The organism is Eisenbergiella massiliensis, assembly GCF_003435485.1.
Genome location: NZ_QVLV01000010.1, coordinates 61,723 through 82,624, shown reverse-complemented (window position 1 = coordinate 82,624; position 20,902 = coordinate 61,723). Strand labels below are relative to the sequence as shown.

The window sequence follows — 20,902 nt, the reverse complement described above, 5'->3', positions numbered from 1 at the left end:
CAAAGATGAAAAAATTACGGTTGGCAGGTGCCGTGCTTCGGTATCTGATATGTATTGCATGTGTTGCAGTCATTCTTCTGCCCATAGGGATTCTGGTGCATGGCTCCTTCCAGGGTGGAGGAATTCAGAACTATGTGGATATTCTTACAAAGTACCATATTCAGACGTATTTTATAAACAGTCTGATTATCAGTGTTTCGGTGGTAGTGCTGGTGGTGTTTCTGGATGTACTGGCGGGATTTGCCCTTTCCAAGCTGAATTTCCCGTTTAAAAACGGAGTGTATATTTTCCTGCTTTCGGCGCTGCTTCTTCCTGCAGCTGCCATCCTGGTTCCGGTTTTTCAGATAAATTCAAAGTTGGGCATATTGAATACTTATCTGGCAGTGATGGGGCCTTATGTGGTGCTGATAGCTCCATTTAATCTTCTTACGATAAAAAACGGGTTTGACGCACTCCCTAATACGGTATTGGAAGCAGCGCTCATAGATGGCTGCGGTATTATGAAAACGCTCTTCAAGATAGCGGTGCCCATGTGTAAGCCTGCTATTGTCATGGCAGTTATCTGGACTTTTCTTTCCAGCTGGAATGAATATATGATGGCATTTGTAATGCTTCGCAAGGAAGAAATTATGACAATCACAGTGATTCCCACCAAGTTCCAGTCAATGTATGGCGGTAATGTGGGAAAACTTTATGCAGCTCTTTTCATCATTCTGGTGCCGGGTATTGTCATATATCTGCTGATGCAGAAATTTATTGTAAACGGCCTGAATGCGGGAGCCGTGAAGGAGTAGCAGCCGATAGAAGACGGCTATTGGCATATATGAAAACATAGCAACAATCCGGTTATCTGAAATGTTACGAAAAAAGGAGATTACGAATGAATAGAGAAGAATTCAAGAGCAGAGTCTATGGCTGCTGGATGGGAAAGAATATCGGCGGTACCCTGGGTATGCCCATGGAATGGGAACGATGCAAAAATAACATTACATATTATACGCATGATCTTAATGGTGAACCGCTTCCCAATGACGATTTGGATATTCAGATACTCTGGCTGCTGGCGCTGGAGGATCGGGGCATCCATATAGATGCCAAGGATCTTGGTGAATATTTTAATGAATTTATGATTTTTACTCATGCAGAGTACGGGGTGGCAAAAACCAATCTGAGGAGCGGGTTCCAGCCGCCTGTGACAGGGAGCTTCAACAATGAGTTTAAGGACAGCTGCGGTTCCTATATCCGTTCTGAAATATGGGCGTGCCTGTTTCCTGGTAAGCCTGATTTGGCGGCTGAATATGCATTCCAGGATGCCATTGTGGATCATGGGGATGGTGAGGGTGTATATGCGGAGGTGTTCATTGCCGCTATGGAGAGCGCGGCATTTTATATCAGGGATATCAGAAAACTGATTGAAATAGGGCTTTCCTATATTCCGGAGGGCTGTGCGGTAAGCATCGGTGTGAGAAAAGCCATGGAAACCTTCGATTCCGGTATGGATGAAGAGGAAACAAGAGAATATATCATGCAGAACTTTATTGGTCATCTTGAGTGGCACTATATTTCTGAGGAGGATGAGAAGAAGGGTTATCAGAATGGAAAAATGGGTTGGGATGTTCCTTCTAATCTCATGATCATTATCTATGGCCTGCTTTTTGGCGGCGGGGATTTTGAAAAATCGGTTCTGACAGCGGTCCATTACGGAGAAGATACGGATTGTACGGCAGGAACCATCGCGTCTCTCTTTGGAATCATGTATGGCATTGATTTCTTTGAGGCAAAATGGATTGATCCAATCGGACACGGAATTGTAACCTGCAGCATTGATCCCTTCCGGATGGCAGGAAGGATTCCTTCCACGGTAGAGGAACTGACCGACAGGGTTCTGGCGCTTAAGGAAGTGGCCTGGAAAGAGCTGGCGTTGACAGAAGCTACGGCAGAAGATGAAGAAATTTTCTATGCGAAGCCTTATTTCAGAAATATTTTTGATGAAATGAAGACTGTAAAGTATGAATTTCCCTACCTGAATGTACGTGTGGATTATTGCGGTGATCCGGTGATTAATGCAGAAGAACCGAAAAAAATCAGGTTTATTCTTTCCAACACGTCCAAATCGGTGACTTCGGATAGATTGAATGTTTATCTGTATAATCGGGATGGATGTACGGTGAGTCCACAGAACGAAGCTTCTGTATTTCTCACTATGGCACATATGGGAGCCGGTATCAAGGAGGTGGACTTTGAGATAAACGTAGAGGGTCCTCTAAAGCCGCTATACCGTTTCGTAGCAGAATTTACCTTTGAGGAAAGCAAAAACAGACGGGTAATGCATGTACCAGTGGTTCTTGTCAGTGAAACCGGAACAGTCAGGGATGTGAAGTGGGAGAAAAAGGGCCCCCGTTCTGTAAATAATCTTCCCAGAGTATAGTCGTTATAAAATTAAATTATAAAAAACAGGAGGAGACTTCGTAACAGTTTGTTTCCGCCTGAAAGGTTATAAAACTCCGGCAGGAAAGCATGGGCAGTCAGGCTTTCCCATCCGGAGTTTTATGATGCGCTTTTATCTGGGAGGGTGAGATTCCATGGTATTTTTTGAAGGTATTGCGGAAATGCCTGATATCTTCATAGCCCAGCATGTGAGCTGCTTCATAGATTTTACAGTTGGCGGCGATCAGTTCGGCGGCCTTATCCATTTTCAGCTTGGTGATGTAGGAAATATAGGTCTGCCCTGTTTCGCGCTTAAACAGTGTGCTGAAATAAGAGGGATTCACGTAAAAATAGCTGGCGATGGTATTCAGGGAAAGATCTTCCATGATATGGTTGGTGATGAACTGGAGGACCTCCTGAATTTGAAAGCCGGTATTGGAACGTGTCAGATCAAAGTTGTCCAGTGTGTAAATCAGCCAGGTACAGAACCAGTCCTCAAGCTGGGAGGCTTGAGTTATACTGAGTATTTCATGTACCTCAAGGCCGGATTTAATACGCTTCAGCTTCAGGCCATACATATCAAACAAAACATATTTAATACTGGAATAAAGGATGATCAGATCGTATTTCATGTCATCCAGCTCATAATTCAGCGCCCGGCATTCAGCAAACCATTGGCGGGAATACTGCAGTGCATTGCTTCCTTCCCTGAACTGAATGTCGGTCCGTATGGAACGTTCGATTTCCATGAGCTTTTGGGGCTTTAGCATCTGTCCCGGAGGGCTGGAAATCTCTTCAAAAATGGCACAGGGCCGTTGATAGGAATTTACATAATATACTTCACAGGCCTCCAGAAAGGAGGAGGTCAGGCCGGCCAAATCATGATGGATCACCCCAAGACAAAACATAGGAAGGCTGTCTTTTCCGGATTGGATTCGCTCTATCAGCAGCTGCCGGTTTCGCTCAAGCTGCGTGAAATTTCCGGTGGGCTCAAACAGGACAAACAGAAACAACGGAATACTGTCATTATAATAGCAAAAAGAAGAATGGAATAAGTGTGTAAGCAGGCGGCAGAGGTTTAACAATTCAGGCGTCTTTTTTTGTCCCCGCAGAAGGCAGACAGTAAAGCTGAATCCGGATAAATTGGGTATAGTAAGGCCGGCTCCCGGATTTATATGGCTCAGGAAGGAAAGACGTTCCAGAAAGGCCTGACTTTGGGCATAGGAAACAAATTCCTTATTTTTTACAGGAAGAAAGGCCTTGTCGTATAAGAGGGGAAGTACCAGCTCCCGCAGGTTTGTGCTGCCATCATAAACCAGTGCGGGAATGTGAGTATGCTGGGAGGACAGCAGCCGAAACCAGGAATGTGCGTCCTGATCGGGGCAGGAGCGGACATCCAGCAGAAAGGCGGAGGGAGAACCTTTGGGAAAAATCGCTGCAGGGCCCTGAAGAGGACCGGCATTTTCCACGTAAAGCTTATCCCCAAGGTACAGGGAGAGAAGCGCTGTGATTTCCTCCGCCAAAGTATCAGAAGGGGTGAAAAGCAGAAGATAATACATGACACAATTCCTTTCAGCAATTATGATTAGTCCTTTTTATAATAGCGCAGATAACTGGACAGTTATGCTTTTTTCACCCTGCTATTTTCTAAAGCGTCGCCTGTAATTTCCTGGCCGCGTATGATTTGGCGGATGGACTGGAACAGGTACGGCTTTAATTCCTGTATGGGCACGGGCTCCTCATATAAAATGGAGCTGTAGCAGGTGGAGCCGGTAAGCTCTATGATTAGATAAAGCATGACCTCAGGGTTCCGGTAAAGCTTGTCTGACGCTTCATTTTCGAATACGGAGGTATACAGCTCATGGAAATCAAAATCAGAGCTGTCAGAGGAATGAAGCAGTTCATTTTTAAAGATCCCCCAGCTTAAATTTTTGGAAATAAACCGCAGAAGGATCTTGTCTTCATTAAACTGCTCCAGAATATGATCCACCAGGAAAATTATTTTATCCTCCAGCAGCGTAATGTCCGTCTGATGGAGCGCCTCCTCCGCTTTTGTGAAAACCTGGCTGGCCTTATGGGCAATCAGTTTGTTGCGGATGTCATATTTGTCCTTGAAATAGAGATAAAAGGTTCCCTTAGCCACTCCTGCCCGATCCACAATATTGGAAATGGTGGTGTCTGTAATTCCTTTACTGGTGAACAGTTCGAATGCGGTATTTAATAGCGCGTCTTTTTTCTGTTTCTTATTCCGTTCCGCTTTTCCCATAGGCCATAACTCCCTGCCGTTTTTTATTTCCCTTATTATAAGGCAGATTCCTTCAAATGAAAATGCTTTACAGAAAAAAAGGGACTGCCGGGGCAAAAGGGCCGCGGCACTGTAATATCCATGCAGAGAAGGGCCGGAGGGATAATGCGTCGGGTGGGAAAAGGTAAATATCAGGCTTTATAGTTATTTAATAATTTAAAATATTGACCAATGGTCATTTAAATGATATAACAATACAGGCAAACAAAAATGACCAATGGTCATATAATGATAAAAAACAGAGGTGCAGGGAATGGATAGGTTTGGAAGGAGAATTGTGGCTTTAAGGATTCCGATCCTGATAGCGGCGTTAGTGTTGTTGGTGCCGTCCGTTATCGGCTATGCGAAAACACGGGTGAATTATGATATTTTGTCTTATCTTCCCGGTGATATTGAGACGATGGCGGGGCAGGATATTCTGACGGAGGAGTTTGGAACAGGCGCCTTTTCCATGTTTGTGGCGGAAGGGATGACGCCAAAGGAAATTACGGAGCTGAAGAATGAGATTGAGCAGGTGGAGCATGTAAAGAAGGTTATCTGGTATGATACGGCCATGGATATTTCGGTTCCCATGGAGATGCTGCCGGATGAACTGTATGAGGCGTTTAATCATGGGGACAGTACCTTGATGGCCATTATTTTTGATGATACGACTTCTTCGGATGCGACGATGAAGGCCATTGAGGAGATACGGCGGGTTGCGGACAGAAACTGTTTCCTGAGCGGAATGTCGGCGGTGGTCACGGATACAAAGAATCTGTCGGAAAAGGAAGCGCCGGTTTATGTGTGCATTGCTGTTCTGCTTTCCTGCCTGGTGCTGTCCCTGACCATGGATTCCTATCTGATTCCTTTTTTGTTTCTGCTGAGCATAGGGATGGCGATTTTATATAATCTGGGAACCAATGTGTTCCTGGGGCAGATTTCCTATATTACCAAGGCGTTAAGCGCGGTGCTTCAGCTGGGAGTAACCATGGATTATTCCATCTTCCTCTGGCACAGCTATCAGGAACAGCAACAGACCGGTACGGGTAAAAAGGATGCCATGGCAAAAGCGATCGCGGCAACCATTACCTCAGTGGTGGGCAGCTCCATTACTACGGTGGCGGGCTTTCTGGCGCTTTGCTTTATGAGCTTTACCCTGGGGCTTGATTTGGGAATCGTGATGGCAAAGGGTGTTGTGTTCGGGGTAATTGCCTGCATCACTATACTTCCGTCCATGATTCTTGTTTTCGCCAGGGCTCTGGAAAAAACAAGGCACAGGGCAGTGCTGCCGGAGCCGAAGGGAATCGGCGCATTTATTACAAAGCACTACAGGGTGTTTGCCGTACTTTTTGTTGCGGCTCTGATTCCGGCAGTGTTCGGCTATACGCATACGAAGGTTTATTATAACCTGGATGAAACGCTTCCCAAGACACTCCCCAGTATCGTGGCAAACGATAAGCTGAATGCGGAGTTTGATATGAATGCCACGCACATGCTGCTGGTAGACGGCGATGTTTCTCCCAAGGATGTCCGGCATATGACGGAGGAGCTTGAGAAGGTGGACGGCGTAAAATGGGTGCTGGGGCTGAATGCCCTGAAAGGGACGGCGCTTCCCGGAGAAATGGTGCCGGCTGAGCTTACAGAGACCCTGGAGGATGAAAACTGGCAGCTTTTGCTCATTGGATCCGCTTATAAGGTGGCATCGGATGAGGTGAACGCTCAGTGCGATACGTTGAGCGCAGTGAGTAAAAAATATGATCCCGGCGCGATGCTGGTAGGAGAAGCGCCATGTACCAGGGATTTAATCCGGATTACGGATCATGATTTCAGCACGGTAAGCATTGTTTCCATCGGGGTTATTTTTCTTATCATCCTGCTGGTATTCAAATCCCTCACACTTCCGGTAGTCCTGGTGGCGGTGATAGAACTGGCGATATTTATCAATATGGGAATCCCCTATTATACGGACACGGCCATACCGTTTATCGCCTCCATCGTAATCGGAACCATACAGCTGGGCGCCACAGTGGATTACGCCATTCTGATGACCACAAGATATAAAAGCGAGCGCCTGGGCGGGGCGGATAAGGCGCAGGCGGTTTCCGTGGCCTGCCAGACCAGCGTAAAATCCATTATGGTAAGCGCATTGTCCTTCTTTGCGGCCACCTTTGGCGTCGGGCTTTATTCCAATATTGATATGATAAGTTCCCTGTGCACCCTGATGGCAAGAGGCGCGCTGATAAGTATGGCATCGGTTATTTTTATTCTTCCTTCCATGCTGATGGTATTTGACGCGCTGATCCGGAGGACTACCTGGGGAATGAAAACAAACAAAGCAGAAAAGGAACAGGAGGCTTCACAGGCATGAATAGAATAAAAAGAAACGGATATCAGAAAATACTCAGTCTTACCCTGAGCGCATCGCTGCTGCTTGGCCTGACAGGGTGCGGGGCGCAGAAGGCGGAGGAAACCGCTGCTACAGCTTCGGAGGAAGAGGCGCTGCTGACAGAGGCGCTGAGCAGTCAGGGAGCGCCTTCCCACAGTGCGGAAACGGGAAAGGAGGAGACCGTTTATGTTCTGGCGGACGCTTCCGGCGGCGTGGAGAAGATCATTGTAAGCGACTGGCTGAAAAATAAGGACGGTGACAGTACCCTGCAGGATGCATCGGATTTACAGAATATCGAGAATGTCAAGGGCTACGAAACATTTGTCTCAGATGGGAAAAACGGGCTTACCTGGCAGGCGGACGGAGCCGATATTTACTATCAGGGAAGTACGGAAAAACAGCTGCCTGTTGCGGTGAAGCTTACCTATAAGCTGGACGGAAAAGAAGTAAAGCCGGAGGAAATCGCGGGAAAGAGCGGACGGGTGACCATCCGTATGGATTACGAAAATAAAGAAACGAGAACCGTTGAAGTAAACGGCAGAAAGGAAGAAATACATATCCCCTTTGCCATGCTGTCCGGTATGCTTTTGCCCCAGGATACCTTTTCCAATATCCAAGTTACCAACGGCCGTCTGCTGTCGGAAGGAAATAACAGCATTGTGGTGGGGATCGCTTTTCCGGGGCTGAAGGAAAGCCTGAACTGGGAGGAACTTAAAAAAGATTTGTCAAAGGCGGAGAAGAAACAGGCGGAGGAGGAGCTTGCCATTCCGGATTATCTGGAGGTCAGCGCGGATGCTGAGAATTTTTCTCTGGGAATGACTATGACAATAGCCATGAGTGACATGCTTTCTGATTTTTCCCTCACGGATTCCCTGGATCTGGAGGAAATGAATGATTCCATGAATGATCTGCAGTCAGCATCCAATGAACTGAAGGACGGGACCTCCGATTTAAAGGACGGCAGTGCAAAGCTGAAGGAAGGCACGGACAGTCTGGCAGATGGTGTGGTAAGCCTGAAGGACGGCGCCGGGAGCCTGAAGGAGGGAACCGGGGAGCTGTATGAAAAGTCCGGAGAACTGGACGAAGGCGCTGCAAAACTGGAGGAGGGCGCATCTTCACTGGCAGAGGGAGCAGATAAGCTCAACAGCGGCGCTTCCTCCTTAAGCGACGGGGCCGGAAGCCTTAAGGACGGCACCCACAGCCTGGTAGAGGGAACCGGCAGCCTGGTGGACGGCGCAGGAAAGCTGGATGCCGGAGCGGGGGCCCTGCAGGAAGGAATTGCCGGTGTTAATAATGGGATTTCGGCGTTGAAAACGGCCATGGAAACCGGAAGCGGCGACCAGCCGCCGATCCTGGGCAGTTCCGAGGCAATCGCGCAGAACATGGGAACATTATATGAAAAGGTAATCGCCTATTTTGATACCTATGAAAAGGATTTGGCGCCCGTAATCCAGATGATAGAGGAGCAGATGAGTCATGCAAATGGAGCGCTGGAGACCGCCCAGGCTAATCTGGATGCCGCCAGATCCCGGTGCAGCCAGGCTCAGGCCGATCTGGACAATGCATGTCAGCCTTCCACGGAAGAGGTGGAGGTAGTGACCGGCCGCAGTGTGGAAAGTGTCAGCGGCAACGATATTGTATCAGTGGACACTCAGACGAAGGAGGTGGCAACCATCTCTGCGGACGCGGTATCGGGGGCGGTGGAAAGCTACCGGGAGGCCGTCAGGGAGGAGGCTGTCTATGAAGCACAGGTTTCCGCTTACAGCGAACAGCTGAACCAGCTGGAGGAGGTGTATCAGGTGGTTCAGGGCCTGAGCAGCGATGCGGTGCAGAAAGCGACGGACATTGTTACTATCAAGCAGTATTGCGCTCAGCTGAGTGCCGGGACCCAGGCTCTTTATGCGGGCCTTGGGCAGGTGGACGGCGGGTTAACGCAGCTGGCAGATCAGGAAAAAGGGGTTCCCGCCCTGGTTGCGGGCGCCAATGCTCTGAAGGAAGGGACCGCAGGCGCAGTATCCGGCGCCCGGGAACTCAATGAGGGCGCCAAAAAGCTGGATTCAGGAGCCGGGACGCTGAAGGGCGGCCTGGATGAACTGAAAAACGGAGCCGCTACGCTTTCTGCAGGCAGCGGTACTCTGAAAACAGGAACCACACAGCTGAAGGAAGGCACTGCCCGGCTGGTGGAAGGGACAGGAAAGCTGGATGAAGGAGCGCTGACGCTCACCGACGGAGTGGATACCCTGGAAAACGGCGCGCATTCCCTGCAGGAAGGGGCGCTGGCGCTGGATGAAGGCGCAGGAACCCTGAAGGATGGTATGTTCCGCTTTGATGAAGAAGGAATCAGTAAGCTGACGGATATTTTCGGAGATAATACAAAAACCGTGACGGACCGTCTGAAGGCTGTGGCGGATTCCGGAAAGGAATACAAGACCTTCACCAGGCTGCCTGAGGGAATGGACGGCAGCGTGAAATTCATTATTAAAACAGCAGAGGTCAAAGCGGACAGCTGACCCGCCTGCTCTGATCTTCCGAACCGCAGGTTGCGGTTCACTTTTACTCCATCGTGAGGGATTTGCGCCGGATGCGCAGAAAACTGCAGGTTGCACTGCCGCAATTATCGGTTCCTCAACCGTACCTTGCGTGCCGGGCAATGACAAATACGATATCCTGACTGTATAGCACAGCCGGAAGATGCCAGATGTAACGGCGCTTCCGGCTGATTTTATATTAAAGCGGGGGACATTGTAAGTAGCAGTTAAAATGAAGAGAATAAATCTGTTTTTTACTGCCTTTTTTAGACAGTAAAATTTACAATGACAACATACATGTGTATGTATATCAGGAGGAGGAACATGTCAGAAAAAATAATTGAAGTATCCGGGCTGCAAAAATCCTATAAGGAAAACCATGTTTTGAAGGATGTCAGTTTCACTATTGATAAAGGGAGTATTTTTGCTTTGCTTGGTTCCAATGGTGCAGGAAAAACGACAGTTATCAAAATTCTTTCCACACTATTGAAAGCAGACGGCGGCAGTGCAGTTGTTAATGGATTTAATGTGGCGACGAATGGCGGCAATGTACGTGAGTGTATCAGCCTGACAGGGCAGTTTGTGGCGGTAGATGAAGTTTTGACAGGCAGAGAAAATCTGACGCTTATCGGACAATTGAAACGTCTGCCAAACCTCAAAAGCACCGTAAACGAATGGCTGTCTTTTTCAAGATTGGAGGATGCAGCCAACAAAAGAGTCTCCACCTATTCGGGGGGAATGCGGCGCAGGCTTGATATAGCTATGAGCCTTATGGGAAACCCCAATGTACTTTTTCTTGATGAACCTACAACAGGGCTTGACCCACAAAACCGTATTGCCATGTGGGATTTGGTAAAGGATTTAGCAAGGACAGGAACAACTGTATTTCTTACAACACAATATTTAGAAGAAGCTGAATTTCTTGCTGATGATATTGCTATTTTACATGACGGTAAAATCATTGCAGAGGGCACGCCGAGGTATCTTAAAGAAATATTGCCGGAGAGAGGGCTGCGGCTTGTTTTTGAAAGTGAGGTTAAAGCCGGTTCAGCGATAAAACTCTTAAATGAAAATGGAATTTCTGCCGACAGTATAGAACAAAACCTGCCCTCATTAGAAGATGTATTTTTAACACTGATTGATGAAAAAAAGGAGAAAAACCAATATGAAAAAATCTAGTAGAAATTTATTCCCTGATTCATGGGTTATGTTCAAACGCTGTTTAATTATATCATTGCGGAATCCTGAAACACTCCTGACGGCAACGCTGATACCATTTTTCTTAATTCTTTTATTTGGCACGGTCTTTGGCAGCATATCCGATGTGGGGGATTTTAATTACATTGATTTTATTGTGCCGGGAATTATTTTTCAAAGCATCGCCCAGGCCTCTCAATATTCGGCAATGAATGTTGCAGCGGATATGACAAAGGGTATCATAGACCGCTTTCGCTGTATGTCTGTTTCAAAATCTGCTGTGTTGATTGGCCATACAGGGGCTGGAGTGATGCGGGGGATTATTTCAAACATTGTTATTATGGCAACGGCTCCCATTCTTGGCTTTAGGCCGCAAGCAGGGTTTGTGGATTGGGTTTTGGTTATAGCGCTCCTTTTGTTGATAAATATTACATTTACGCTGATCGCTGTACTTTGTGGGACGATTTCAAAGTCGGTAGAAGGGGCAACCGGACTATTGTTCCCCCTTTTTATTTTACCTTTTACGAGTTCGGGATTTGCGCCTGTTGACACTATGCCAAGAGGTATTGGCAGGTTTGCTTCGATACAGCCTATGACACCGATGATTGACAGCTTGAGAGCCCTGACCCTTGATTTGCCTTTGGGGAATAGTTTAATGCTGGCACTTACATGGTGCATAGTATTAAGTGTTGTGTGTTTTGCTGTGTCAATGCGGACATTCAACCGTAAATAAGCATAACGGTAAATTATTAGCCAGGCCTTGCTGCATTGTGTTTAAAGTAAAAAATTGCCGGAGTAATTTCCTGACAACAAAAAATGTTTATTAAAATATTATATGATATTATTGCGTTATAAATTTCTGTATGCTACAATCGGATCAAGCAATGAATTCAACATATCTGTTCATCTTTTAAGATTCTATGCCGTACTGTCTCAGCGATTCCGCTGACAGGCCGGTATCTGCACGCAGTTTCGCGTGTGCATGAATGCATATGCCGAGGAAAATCCCATAGGAACGGCAGAGAGATTGCCCGGGCCATGAGGAAGATACATCCCGGTTACGTATGCGTGATAATGCATGAACTCCTTGCTGACAAATGAATAAGCAGGGAGAGCAAAAGGCATGGTTCTCTCTGCGGAAAAAGAAAGAGAGGAATGCCTATGAACCTTATAACAACAGGGGACACTTCTACCCAATTGCTGCCCCGGAACTATCAGTTTAACCTGAGTGATTTCGCTTTGTTCTTATCCGTGATGAAGAACAAGACGGCTTATGAATGCACCCTGAGTATTATTCTGGATGAACCGGAGCTGAAGCTGGCTGAGGTAGAGGTGGAGCAGGTAGTACTTAACAAAAGCGGGAAACGGGCTATCCGGCTGGATGCCTGGGCACGGGATACGCTTGACCGCCGTATTAATACGGAAATGCAGAATGAAACCGAAACGGATGATGTCAGGCGAAGAGCAAGATTTTATCAGGGTTTGCTGGATACTCCGGTTTTAAAATCAGGAAAGATGACAAAATATAAGCATTTGCCATCGACTATTATCATTTTCATTACGCAGGAGGATATTTTTGGACGGGATTTGGCTGAATACACATTTACTGAACAGTGTGAAGAAATTTCCGATTTGCCGCTGGATGACGGCACGAAGAAAATATTCCTGAATATGACCAGCAGGAATGGCCGTCCTGAGCTGATAAGCCTGCTGCAGTATATGAAAAATACAACGATTGATAATCCTGAAATCATAGTAAAGGATAGACGGATTGTCACGTTGGATGAAATTGTAAATGAAGTGAAGCAATCGGAAGAATGGGAGGCTGTAAAGATGAATATTCTTGAGATTGGAATTGAAAAGGGCAGGCAGGAAGGGCTTCAGGAAGGGCTTAAACAGGGAATCCATGCAATGATACAGGATAATCTGGAAGAGGGTGTGGAAGAAAAACGCATTTGTGAAAAGCTGCAGAAAAACTTTTCGCTGACCCGGGAAGCTGCGGAAGAAGAACTGCGCAGTTTCATGGAGGAAAAAGCAAAGAATCAGGAAGAACAATAGCAACTGACAAATAAGATATGCTGTTTTACATTCCCTGTAATAAAGAGGATCCGAAGAGACTGGAAGGTAGTTTCTCCGGATCTTTTTCTCTTTTCCGGCCGCTTAGTAACAGCTGAGAAAACTTAGCGGTTATCCCATTTCTTTGCGTTCCCTCCATCCCCCACATTTCACAGTATACGTCCAAACGCCGATATGCTATAATGACCAGGTACAAACACGAAAGAGGTGGCGGAATTGGCAAAACAAAAAGAAATAAAAACCAATGCCATGCGCATTCTGGACCGAATGAAAATCCCCTATACCCACTACACCTATGAATGCGGAGAATTTATTGATGGCATACAGGTTGCGGATATGCTGGACCTTCCTCATGAAAAGGTATACAAGACACTGGTTACCCAAAGCCCGTCCAAAGAATATTTTGTATTCGTGATACCCATAGAAGCGGAGCTTGATTTGAAGAAGGCGGCCAGGGCTGCGGGCCAGAAATCCGTGGCAATGCTCCATGTAAAGGATATCAATACCGTTACAGGATACATCCGCGGCGGCTGCACCGCAGTGGGGATGAAGAAACAGTATAAAACACTGATAGAAAAAAGTGCACAGTCCCTGCCTTCCGTAATCGTAAGCGGAGGCCGCATCGGTTCCCAGATTGAACTGGATCCGGCAGATCTGGCAAAAGCGGCGGCAGCGGAATTTGCGGATATTATTGTTGGCTGAGACTGGACGGCGGACGAAGTATCGGACAGCGTCCGGAGAATCCTGAAAGGAGGAAATGCAGTGGCAAAGAAAGCGAAAACCAGGGAAGATAAGCTGAAGGTTTGGGAAAAGAAGATATCCAAAAAACTGGATTTTCTTATTGTTGGAATTTTTTTCCTGATATTTGCGGCAACGGCGGTGAACGAAACACTGGAAGCAAAAGGGATGACCCTTCGGGGCCTTCTGTCTGAAGTCAAGTTTCCTGGAAAAAGCTGACAGGGCATCCTGCCTGATAAGCGGAAGGATGACGGAGCATCAAGCCCGGTATACATTAAGCGGAGGAAAATCCTCTGTTTGTCAGAGGCTGGCATTTTGCTCCGCAATACAAGGAGGTAACACAGTTGAGTGAGAATAAAAATATCATGGAGTACGAAACGGTAGAGCTGGATGATAAGGATGACGCTCTTGTCATCATAGATCAGACAAAGCTGCCGGGAAAAACGGAGATTATCCGTCTGAAAACTGCACAGGAAATGTGGGATGCCATTTATCTTCTGAAGGTACGCGGCGCCCCGGCCATTGGCGTGGCGGCGGCTTTTGGCATTTACCTTTTGGCCAAGCAGATAGATACGGCGGATTACAGCACTTTTCTTGCCGAATTCAGAAAACAGAAGGAATACCTGGATTCGTCCCGCCCCACCGCGGTAAATCTGTCCTGGGCGCTGAAGCGTATGGAAAAAATTGTGACAGACAATAGGGATAAATCGGTGGAAGAAATCAAGCGGCTTCTGAAAGCGGAAGCGGATGCCATCAAGGCAGAGGATATCCGGGTATGCAAAACCATCGGGGAATTCGGCCTTACCCTTGTGAAGCCCGGCGATGGCATCCTCACCCACTGTAATGCGGGACAGCTGGCCACAAGCAAATACGGAACCGCCACAGCGCCTATTTATCTGGGAGAGGAAAGAGGCTATCACTTCCGTGTTTTTGCGGATGAGACCCGTCCGCTGCTGCAGGGAGCCAGGCTGACCAGCTATGAGCTGCATTCTTCAGGTGTGGATGTGACCCTGATCTGTGATAATATGGCGGCCACCGTAATGAAAAACGGCTGGGTGGACGCTGTTTTCGTAGGCTGTGACAGAGTGGCCCGTAACGGTGATACCGCTAATAAAATAGGCACTTCTTCGGTGGCGATTGCTGCGAATTATTATAACGTGCCTGTCTATATCTGCGCACCTACCTCTACCATTGATATGAATACGGCCACAGGCGCGGATATTCATATTGAAGAACGCCCTGCAGAGGAAGTCACACAGATGTGGTATCGGGAACGCATGGCGCCGGAGGGCGTAAAGGTATATAATCCTGCATTCGATGTGACGGATCACAGCCTGATTGCAGGAATCGTAACGGAATATGGCATTGCACGGGAGCCCTATGAGGAATCCTTCCGTGAAATTTTTGCCAGAAAAGAAAATGCGGAATATGATTGAATATGGTAATTATATTGACAACAGGGGCGTGCTGGGAATAGTCCGCCGTGCCTGTAATTATGTGGATGCCAGGCTGGTGGACCACGGATTCCGGGTGGCCTGTATCGTATCCAGGATACTTGCCAGGCTGGGCGGCTATACGGAAAAGGAAATGCGGGATATCTGCATCCTGGCTCTGTACCATGATATAGGTGCTTATAAAACGGAAGAAATCAGCCGGATGCTGGAATTTGAAACCAGAAATATGCAGGAACACTCCATTTATGGTTATCTGTTCATTAAGTATTTTACGCCTTTGCAGGAAGTGGCTCCGGGGGTCCTGTTCCATCATACCACCTGGCGCAGGCTGCAGGAGCTGCCCGGCGTCAGCCCGGAGAATAAGAGGCTTGCCCAGATCATGTACATAGCGGACCGGGCGGATGTGTGCCTGGAGGAAGAAGGCTGCAGCTATCAGGAATTTGCACGACGCCTTCTGGCCGGACGGGGAGTGAGATATTCTCCTGAAATAGCGGATATTGTGCTGGCGGAGGATTTCCTGGAGCTTTCCTCTGAAAGGGAGGCCTGGGAAGCTGAATTATGGGAAAAAATCTGGAAGGTTCCCTTCACAAAGGAAGAGATAAGAAAATATCTGGACATGGTGATTTATACCATTGATTTCAGAAGCAGGCATACCGTGACCCATACCATGACCACGACCAGCATCAGCTATGAGCTTGCAAAGAGGATGGGGCTTAAGGGCAGGGCACTGAGTGATATTTATTTCGGCTCCCTGCTTCATGATCTGGGAAAAATCGGCATACCCGTGGAAATCCTGGAATTCCCCGGGAAGCTGAGCCCTCAGGCCATGCGGATTATGCGCACCCATGTGGAGCTTACCGGCCTGATCCTGGGCCCTGATGTGGAAGAAAAAATACGGAAAATTGCCATGAGGCACCACGAAAAGCTGGACGGATCCGGCTATCCCCTGGGACTGACGGCCATGGATCTCAGCCTGGAGGAAAGAATTGTGGCTGTCGCAGATATCGTCAGTGCGCTTGCAGGGACAAGAAGCTACAAGGAGGCCTTTTCCAGGGAGCGTATTGTGGGAATCATCGGCAAGATGAAAGAGGACGGCCTCATTGACGGCAGCATTGTGGATGTTATGACGGATAATTTTGACGATATCATGGGAAAAACAGGAGTGCGCTGTCAGCCGATTATGGATATGTATCAGGATATCCAGAGGGAATACCAGGAACTTGCCGGCTATATGGAGGGAGACTGGAACGGCCGACATCATAATCAGGCAACAGCTGCTAACGACGCTTGACGTAACAGTTGAGGCAGGTCTGTGCATTTACTGTGCAGACCGTGAGAAAGCATGGCGGCGGCAGGCATCCGCCCCTCGCCGAAGGCGACTTTTCATGGGCGGATGCAGTAACGGTTCGGCCGAAGGCCGAACTGTTACTGCTTGACAGATGGAAAGCGCTGTGATAGGATGTTAAAAATCCCGGGCCGCATACAATAATGGATTTTATACTGTCAGATTTTTGCAGCGGCGGGAAAAGGAGATTACCAATGACACTTACAGCAGAAACCGATAAGATTACAAGGCGAATCAACTCTGTACAACTGGAACCGATGAAACATTGTACAGAGGTTAATCATTAGGCAGTAACGGTTCATCGGAAGAAACGGAACAGATGCAGCAGTATACACACGGTATGCTCCGGAATATGGGGCGGCGTGTGTCTGGTTTGTGTACCGGTTTTCTCCGAAGATACCCGTGCCGCTCCTTTTTTACGGAGCGCTGTTGTAGGTGATATATGAGAGGCCGCGGACAATGTTTTGTCTGCGGCCTTTCCGTATCTGTGCACACCACAGGCCTTCCTGCGGCAACAATGCCGGAGAAGAATGCCTGAGGACATCTGTGCATGGAAGCGGATGTAATGCGGAAGGGCTTTGCAGAAATGCAGGGCCTTTTTTTGATAGAAATATTTGTATGGACTGCAGAATGCGATGGGCGTAAAACGCCGGTGAACGCATTGGAAATATCTGCGGCAGGCACAAAAAGAGAGGAATGACAGATTATGAGCTTACTTGATATTACGGAGCTGTCACTGAGCTATGGTGACAAATGTTTATATAAAAATGCGGAATTCTCCCTGTTCAAAGGAGAGCATGTGGGAATCGTAGGAGCCAACGGCGTGGGGAAAAGCACTTTTATCAATATCTGTACCGGAAATACCATACCGGATGAGGGACAGATCAGGTGGCAGCCGGGAATCAGCCGTGGCTACCTGGATCAGCATGCCGCGGCGGATGCGCAGCAGACCGTGCTGGAGTATATGCAGGCATCCTTTTCGGCGCTTTTTGAAAAGGAGAAGGAGATGGTACAGGCTTATCAACGCTATTCGGCCGGTGAAGAGGACGCGCTGAAAAAAGCGGAAAAATACCAGCAGCAGCTGGAAGCCGCGGATTTTTATTCCATTGAATACCGGATAATGCGGATTGCAGAGGGGCTGGGGCTGACAGCCATTGGCATGGATAAACAACTGGGGAATTTAAGCGGGGGACAGCGGGCCAAGGTGATTCTTTCCAAGCTTCTGCTGGAGGAGCCGGATGTACTGCTGCTGGATGAACCCACGAACTTTCTGGACAAGGAGCATATCCGGTGGCTGTCCGAATATCTGACGGAGTTTTCCGGGGCGTTTCTGGTGGTATCCCATGATTTTGCCTTCCTGGAGCAGATCAGCACCTGTATCTGCGATATTGATGAACAAAGCATCCGGAAATACAGCGGAAAATACTCGGACTTCCTGAAGCAGAAAAAACATCTGCGGGAGGATTATATAAGGCGGTATACCGCCCAGCAGAAGCAGATAAAAAAGACGGAGGAATACATCCGTAAAAACATTGCCGGCGTCAACAGCCGGAATGCCAAGGGCAGAAGAAAGCAGCTGGAAAGGCTGGAGCGTATGGCTCCGCCTGCCAAAACCTATGTGAAGCCGGTATTCCGCTTCCATTCGGGCAGGGAGGTGCATGAGGAAATCCTCCTGCAGGTGAACGGGCTGGCAGCAGGATATTATTATCCGGTGATTTCCGGGATCAGTTTTACGGTAAACAGGGGACAGAAGGTGGTGATAACGGGCTTCAACGGCATCGGCAAATCCACGCTTTTAAAGACGCTGGTGGGGCAGCTGCAGGCCCTGGACGGTAATTTCAGTATATCGGAGGCCGTACAGACCGGCTACTATGAACAGGAATTTTCCTGGGATACGCCGGAACAGACGCCGCTTGCCGCAATCCGTTCCTGGTTTCCTCAGCTTACGGAAAAGGAGGCCAGAAGACATCTGGCCGGATGCGGAATAGACAGCAAAAAGGCGGGGCAGAGCCTTTCTACCTTAAGCGGCGGGGAACAGGCCAAGGTCAAGCTGTGCAGGCTGACGCTTCAGCCCGCGAACCTGCTGATCCTTGACGAGCCTACCAACCACCTGGATGATCTGGCAAAGGAGGCGTTGAAGGAGGCGCTGGAGAAGTATGAGGGAACCGTGATTCTGGTGTCCCATGAAGAAAAATTTTACCAGGACTTCGCTGATAAAATCATATCCCTGGAGCAGGTACGCCCCAGGGAATAATCAAAATCATGTGCCGTCCTGGACAGATACAAAATTATAATAAACGGATAAGCTGCAAAGCTGTAATACAGTCGCTGCGGGAGTGGATGCCGCGGGATTTAACATCCTGCGGCCCGGCAGGCTTTTTTTACGGAATACCCATATGCGGCAGCCAGCAGCAGCGCAGCGATCAGGCAGATGCTCCCATTGATGGCAAGCGCCATAGCTTCCGCGGAGGCAATATGGCCGTCATTGGTGTACATAACAAAGAAATCAAAGAGGTAAGCTGATAAAATACCAATTACGGAAGGAAGGAGGAAAAGTCTGCGAAGCTGGGAGGAAAGGCAGCCCCGCAGAAAAGCCGCATTCGCGCCAAGCTGGCTCAGATCCCGGAACACCAGCCTTTCGGACTGTCCCAGGGTAAGGCCTCTGGTGTAGGCAATGATGACGGCGGCAGCCAGGCAGATAATGGCAACATATAAAAAGAGAAGGAAAAACACAGCATGACGGACAAAAGAGATTTTCTGTTCAAGGATTTTAAAATAAGGTGCATATTTCCAGTCAAAATCCCTTTCGGGCTGCTCCGGATAAAGTGTGACCGTTCTGTCATAGCCGTACTCTTTTCCCTGGCTGCGCGCCTGCTCATGCTGATAGGGATCATAATTCCCTAAAACAAGCATTTCAGAGCTTGCACGCTCGGAAAAGGCACGGTAAAGCTCCCTGGCGAAGGCATAGGAATTCTCCGCATCCGCCGTTTGAAACAGTACCTGTTTCGTCTTGTTTTTGTCAACGGCGCCTTCCGACAGCATGGCGTAATCAGAATCACTGAGAACGTATCTTGCCTGGGTGTCAGAACCCCTGCCCACTACCAGCTGGTGGCAGACAAGCGTTCCCGCAAAGGAAACAGGGTGGGCATTTCCATTCAAATCCGTAATCTGATCCAGGTCGTCAAAATGCGCCCAGATTGTTTCAGCGGCATCCGGATGGGTAAGCAGCAGGTAGGTGCCGGGCTGAACCCGGACAGCTTCCCCGGTATAGGCATTGTAGGCGCTTTCACTGAGAAACTGCATGTATCCGGATTTTTCCATGTAGGTTTCAATGAGGTAACCCTGATCATCGTAATCTCTGTCCACAGAGCTGCCAATTAGATTCAGGAAGGTCAGTTCATGATAAGCCGTAATGGTTACGCCAAAATCCCCGGCAATATGGTAAATTTCTTCCTTTGTCAGCTCCCCGGAATCCGCCGGATAAAAGAAGGATACATCCTCCGGATTCTGTGCATTGAAGTTACTCAGGCCTGTCATAAGCGTGGGGACATAGAAGGCGCCGAACAGACCGCAGAACAGCAGCAGGGTAATGATACACATGCTGCGCACCATCTGCGCGCCCAGGAATTTCAACATGTTGTAGGAAATGATATGGTTATAGTAGTGCTGGGGCCGCGCTCCCTTTTTATGGCAGGAAATGGAGTACACCAGAATCCGGTAAATTCCCAGGAAGGCAGGCAGGAAAAAAACGGAGGGCAGGCTTCCCAGGCTTCTATGGAATAAACGCAGTGAAAGGGGCGAAAGGCAGAGCGCAAGAAACAGTCCCGATACAAGAAGTATGCAGCCGGAAAGCAGATATCCGGGGGTAACTGTTTTTTTCAGCGGCTCGCTTCTGTGCTGTTCCTGAATAATTTCGATCACATTGCTGCGCTTCATAAACAGGTTGGCCTGGATAAACAGGGACACGGCGATGAGAATTACGAAGAGCAGAGTATATAACAGGCCCCGGGCTGAAATGGAGAAGGCGGCGCCGGTGGACTGTTTTACCAGCGGGAGAAAACAGAGCCAGACGATAAAGGACAGAAGCTGTCCGGCGGCAGTTCCGCAGACGGCGCACAGGGCAAGGAGGGAAAGAAGCTCCCGTGACAGTGAGCACATATAGGTTTTGCGGGGAAGCCCCATGGCGGTCAGGATTCCTGTTTCCCGGCTTTTATAACGCAGAAACAGGGATGAGGAATAAATGGTAAAAAGAAAACAGCCAAGGAGCGCCGCCGCAAATATGATGTAAACCTGCTTGCGGGAGTCCCCGCCCTCCGGCAGGACACTTTGCACCAGCGGGCTGGTGAGAACTGCCAGGAAAGAGGAAATAAGGAGAATGGCGAAGGTATTGCAGCCAAGAAACAGCCTGTATTCGCCGGGATTATTTTTACGGAGATGTTGGAAAATGGTATGCAGTGTCATGAT

General features: G+C 48.3%; 15 protein-coding genes. 12 read left to right on the top strand and 3 right to left on the bottom strand.

Annotated elements, in window-relative coordinates; genetic code table 11:
* Window positions 1–5: 5 nt before the first annotated feature.
* Together DXC51_RS15480 and DXC51_RS15475 are read left to right on the top strand one after the other, a co-directional pair.
* Complete coding sequence (locus tag DXC51_RS15480; protein WP_117544867.1) at window positions 6–794, top strand: carbohydrate ABC transporter permease; 789 nt, start codon at window positions 6–8, stop codon at window positions 792–794.
* 86 nt (window positions 795–880) lie between these two features.
* Window positions 881–2,428 carry an ADP-ribosylglycohydrolase family protein gene (locus DXC51_RS15475; RefSeq protein ID WP_102289978.1) on the top strand — a complete coding sequence of 516 codons (1,548 nt, stop codon included), beginning with the start codon at window positions 881–883 and terminating at the stop codon, window positions 2,426–2,428.
* Between the two features lie 97 nt (window positions 2,429–2,525).
* Here DXC51_RS15475 and DXC51_RS15470 read toward each other — a convergent pair whose 3' ends face one another.
* Both DXC51_RS15470 and DXC51_RS15465 read right to left on the bottom strand, forming a co-directional pair.
* Window positions 2,526–3,986 carry a helix-turn-helix transcriptional regulator gene (locus tag DXC51_RS15470; RefSeq protein WP_117544866.1) on the bottom strand — a complete coding sequence of 487 codons (1,461 nt, stop codon included), beginning with the start codon at window positions 3,984–3,986 and terminating at the stop codon, window positions 2,526–2,528.
* A 62-nt stretch (window positions 3,987–4,048) separates the two neighbouring features.
* Window positions 4,049–4,693: a TetR/AcrR family transcriptional regulator gene (locus tag DXC51_RS15465; RefSeq protein ID WP_117544865.1), complete on the bottom strand. Its 645-nt coding sequence runs from the start codon at window positions 4,691–4,693 to the stop codon at window positions 4,049–4,051.
* A gap of 292 nt (window positions 4,694–4,985) precedes the next feature.
* Here DXC51_RS15465 and DXC51_RS15460 point away from each other — a divergent pair, with 292 nt between their 5' ends.
* The 10 genes from DXC51_RS15460 to DXC51_RS15410 all read left to right on the top strand — a co-directional run bounded on the left by DXC51_RS15460 (window position 4,986) and on the right by DXC51_RS15410 (window position 18,692).
* Window positions 4,986–7,082: an efflux RND transporter permease subunit gene (locus DXC51_RS15460; RefSeq protein WP_117544864.1), complete on the top strand. Its 2,097-nt coding sequence runs from the start codon at window positions 4,986–4,988 to the stop codon at window positions 7,080–7,082.
* The gene (locus DXC51_RS15455; protein ID WP_117544863.1) at window positions 7,079–9,610 is read left to right on the top strand and encodes a hypothetical protein; all 2,532 of its coding nucleotides are present in this window, start codon (window positions 7,079–7,081) and stop codon (window positions 9,608–9,610) included. The genes DXC51_RS15460 and DXC51_RS15455 overlap by 4 nt, the downstream gene beginning before the upstream one ends.
* 342 nt (window positions 9,611–9,952) lie before the next feature.
* Window positions 9,953–10,807: an ABC transporter ATP-binding protein gene (locus DXC51_RS15450; protein WP_117544862.1), complete on the top strand. Its 855-nt coding sequence runs from the start codon at window positions 9,953–9,955 to the stop codon at window positions 10,805–10,807.
* Window positions 10,794–11,558, top strand: coding sequence for an ABC transporter permease (locus DXC51_RS15445; protein ID WP_102289974.1), 765 nt, complete (start codon window positions 10,794–10,796; stop codon window positions 11,556–11,558). The genes DXC51_RS15450 and DXC51_RS15445 overlap by 14 nt, the downstream gene beginning before the upstream one ends.
* A gap of 428 nt (window positions 11,559–11,986) precedes the next feature.
* Window positions 11,987–12,883, top strand: coding sequence for an Rpn family recombination-promoting nuclease/putative transposase (locus DXC51_RS15440; RefSeq protein ID WP_117544861.1), 897 nt, complete (start codon window positions 11,987–11,989; stop codon window positions 12,881–12,883).
* A gap of 267 nt (window positions 12,884–13,150) precedes the next feature.
* A complete protein-coding gene (gene ybaK / locus DXC51_RS15435; RefSeq protein WP_390580591.1) occupies window positions 13,151–13,603 on the top strand; it encodes a Cys-tRNA(Pro) deacylase in 453 nt (150 codons plus the stop codon).
* A 60-nt stretch (window positions 13,604–13,663) separates the two neighbouring features.
* Window positions 13,664–13,858: a hypothetical protein gene (locus DXC51_RS15430; protein WP_021640431.1), complete on the top strand. Its 195-nt coding sequence runs from the start codon at window positions 13,664–13,666 to the stop codon at window positions 13,856–13,858.
* Window positions 13,859–14,004: 146 nt separating this feature from the next.
* On the top strand, window positions 14,005–15,075 hold the full coding sequence (gene mtnA, locus DXC51_RS15425; RefSeq protein WP_117544910.1) for an S-methyl-5-thioribose-1-phosphate isomerase: 1,071 nt from the start codon (window positions 14,005–14,007) through the stop codon (window positions 15,073–15,075).
* Window positions 15,068–16,384 (top strand): HD-GYP domain-containing protein, encoded by a 1,317-nt coding sequence (locus DXC51_RS15420; protein WP_181970118.1) that lies wholly within the window; start codon window positions 15,068–15,070, stop codon window positions 16,382–16,384. Before mtnA ends, DXC51_RS15420 begins: the two co-directional genes overlap by 8 nt.
* A 760-nt stretch (window positions 16,385–17,144) precedes the next feature.
* Entirely contained in the window at window positions 17,145–18,692 is a 1,548-nt protein-coding gene (locus DXC51_RS15410; RefSeq protein WP_117544859.1) for an ABC-F family ATP-binding cassette domain-containing protein, read from the top strand.
* Window positions 18,693–18,790: 98 nt separating this feature from the next.
* Here DXC51_RS15410 and DXC51_RS15405 read toward each other — a convergent pair whose 3' ends face one another.
* Complete coding sequence (locus tag DXC51_RS15405; RefSeq protein ID WP_117544858.1) at window positions 18,791–20,899, bottom strand: FtsX-like permease family protein; 2,109 nt, start codon at window positions 20,897–20,899, stop codon at window positions 18,791–18,793.
* Window positions 20,900–20,902: the final 3 nt, after the last annotated feature.